This window comes from Lentilactobacillus sp., from assembly GCF_040773105.1.
GTDB classification, from domain to species: domain Bacteria; phylum Bacillota; class Bacilli; order Lactobacillales; family Lactobacillaceae; genus Lentilactobacillus; species Lentilactobacillus parabuchneri.
In genome coordinates this window covers 1-2,820 of sequence record NZ_JAXGWW010000259.1, presented here as the reverse complement: position 1 = coordinate 2,820, position 2,820 = coordinate 1, and the positions used below count along the sequence as shown (strand labels likewise).

At 42.6% G+C, this 2,820-nt stretch carries 4 protein-coding genes; 1 reads left to right on the top strand and 3 read right to left on the bottom strand.

The window, feature by feature from the left end:
* Positions 1-140 precede the first annotated feature (140 nt).
* Complete coding sequence (locus AB3112_RS10395; RefSeq protein WP_072535152.1) at positions 141-476, top strand: hypothetical protein; 336 nt, start codon at positions 141-143, stop codon at positions 474-476.
* Positions 477-681: 205 nt separating this feature from the next.
* On the opposite strand, the gene AB3112_RS10390 is transcribed toward AB3112_RS10395, so the two are convergent.
* The 3 genes from AB3112_RS10390 to AB3112_RS10380 form a co-directional block, all read right to left on the bottom strand.
* On the bottom strand, positions 682-1,335 hold the full coding sequence (locus tag AB3112_RS10390) for an ABC transporter permease (RefSeq protein ID WP_003640359.1): 654 nt from the start codon (positions 1,333-1,335) through the stop codon (positions 682-684).
* Positions 1,335-2,270 carry an osmoprotectant ABC transporter substrate-binding protein gene (locus tag AB3112_RS10385; RefSeq protein WP_054398188.1) on the bottom strand — a complete coding sequence of 312 codons (936 nt, stop codon included), beginning with the start codon at positions 2,268-2,270 and terminating at the stop codon, positions 1,335-1,337. The genes AB3112_RS10390 and AB3112_RS10385 overlap by 1 nt, the downstream gene beginning before the upstream one ends.
* Before the next feature lie 12 nt (positions 2,271-2,282).
* Positions 2,283-2,820: ABC transporter permease (locus tag AB3112_RS10380; protein ID WP_367334446.1), on the bottom strand; the 538-nt coding region annotated here is incomplete at its 5' end.

Sequence of the window (2,820 nt, the reverse complement as noted above, 5' to 3'; positions counted from 1 at the left end):
TTAACCCTATATTGCAAGTATTATCAAGGTTACACAGCTTTTTTTCATTTTTATTCGTGAATTTTCTCAAATTTTAGGCTTGCTTTTTAGAACGCCTGTTCGTATAATGGAAACACAAACAAATGTTCGAGGTGGCTAATATGCAAAATCAACAATCTAATTTGAAACTAATTTCCAAGAACTTACACGCTTCCTATCGCCAATTTATGGATGACTTTACTGCTGCCCCGACCGTCGTTGCGCCGTTACTGCCAATGATGCCGGCTTTCCAGCGGGATTTGTTCTTAACTCAAGCGCACACGGAACACTATCAAATCATGCTCCAGATGCAGCCTCAGCTCACTGAGTCCCGACCATATAATATTCACGGAGTGTTAAGAACCCTCGCTAATGGTCAGTTGGTTCTAGTCAACCGGCAGTTACACCTGACCCACTTGGTCGATCCGGACGCCATCCGTTATATCAAACGCGTTTAGTTTAATCATTAATACTTGCATCAAAAGATGAAATCATGTTCAATACAACCTTGCGTATTCTCATGGTGTTTTTGATGCAAATCAAAAAGATTGATGTTACAGCTCCACTGACTTCCCTGAATGAGTGAGTACGGAGTACCTGTAAATCAATCTTTTTTAGTAACTTAATTTTTATATTGCTTCTTTTACTTGTCGCTCACTGACGTTATTTTTGAGTTGGATCAGCACGCTTTTCAATCCAAGCCAAGACCGTATCAGCAATGATTGCCATTAAGGCTGTTGGTAACGCCCCGGCCAAGATAATGGCACCACCATTCGTAGCATTGGTTCCTCGAATAATGATATCCCCTAAGCCGCCGGCACCAACGAAGGTCCCAATGGCCGTAATCCCGATAGCCAACACTAATGCGTTCCGGAGTCCAGCCATAATGACGGAAAGTGACAGTGGCAACTCCACCATTCGTAACAATTGCCAGCGCGTCATCCCCATCCCCTTACCGGAATCCAAAATACTAGCACTCACATTTTGCATTCCAGTATAGGTATTCTTGATAATCGGCAGCAATGCGTATAAGAAGACCGTGACGATTACCGTGTTCACACCTAGGCCCAAACCAATCATGATGATTGATAACATCGCTAGTGATGGAATCGTTTGAATCACATTGGCAATCGCAATCACTGTTGCACTCAACCGACTATGATGGGCGATGAAAATGCCAATTGGAATCCCAACAATTGCCGCAAACAGCACGCCATAAATTGAAATCAAGAAGTGACGTGAGAACTGGCTTAACACGTACACACCGTTTTGTTGGTAATAATATATCAACTGTTGCAGTAAGTTCATCTGAGCCATTATTTGTCACTCCCTTCAAAGTAATTATGTTTTTCAAGGAACTGTTTAGCCACAACTTCCGGTTCCACTAAGTTATTATCAACTTGATAGTTCAAGTTTTGCATCGTCTTTAAGCTGATTTTACCGTTTAATCGATTCAAGATTGGCTTCAACTTCGGATGTGCTTTCAAGATCTTGTTCGTTGCAACCGCACTCGCATTATATGGTGGGAAGAAATTCTTATCATCCTTTAAAATCTTCAGATCATAACTACCAATCCGGCCATCAGTCGAGTATCCGAGGATGGCATCCATTTTACCTGATTCCAAGGCATCGTAAACTAAACCAATTTGCATTGGATAAGTCTTCCCAAATTGGAAACCATACAACTTCTTAAAGGCAGGATAACCGTCACCTTTTCGTTCAGTCCAGATTTGATCCAAACCGACCGTCAGCTTTGGAGCCACTTTTTTCATATCACTAACCGTATTTAGATGATATTTCTTGGCCGTCGCTTTCGTCACCATAAAAGCATAAGTATCTGCGAACCCGTAACTTGGAAAATAGGTCATTTGATACTTGCTGTTGAATTGTGAGCGAACTTTTTGGTCAATCGACTTGATATTACTCCGATCCATCTTTTCACCCAGAATCGTCGTTAAGTCCGTCCCAGTGTAGCGAATCGCTGAAATATCAGCCTGATCATTCTTTAAGGCATTGAAACTAACCGTCCCAGAACCTAAATTGTTAATGATCGTCGTATTCAAATTAGAATAATGCTTAATCATATCTTGAATCATGTACGCCATGATTTGTTGTTCAGTCGTGTTTTGTGACGCAATCCGGATCGTATCGGATGAAGTTCCAGACAAACCCGGAAAGCCACAGCCGGCCAATAATAATGCACTGGCGACCGTTGCAAAAACACCTAACAACCACTTTTTAATTTTCTTCATCTTTAATCCCCCTTACGCTTGTGTGGTTCTTGGGGTAACCGCTGCTTCTAGTTTACCCAACAGCCAATCAACGATGAGGGCTAAGATAATCACCGGAATCGAACCGCCTAAAATCAAGTCAGTTCGATAGAGGTTTAACCCATTAAAGATAAAGTCCCCAAGGCCACCGGCACCAATGTATGATGCTAACGCAGCCCAGGCAATAACGTACGTTGCGGATAATCGAATACCAGCCATAATAACTGGGGCTGCCATCGGTAACTCAACTTTAACAATTGACTGCCAACCGGTCATTCCCATTCCCTTAGCCGCATCGATTAAGGCTGGATCAACATCGTCCAGTCCAAGATAGGTATTGCGGAGAATCGGTAATAAAGAATAGATGAACAACGCAATGATAGCCGGAATCGCACCAATCCCGAAGAACGGGATCATCAATGCCAACAGTGCCATCGCTGGAATTGTTTGTAACATACTAGCAATTGACATGACCACATTTGCAATCGGCTTCACCCGCGTGAGCAAAATTCCAATTGGAACCGCCACGATA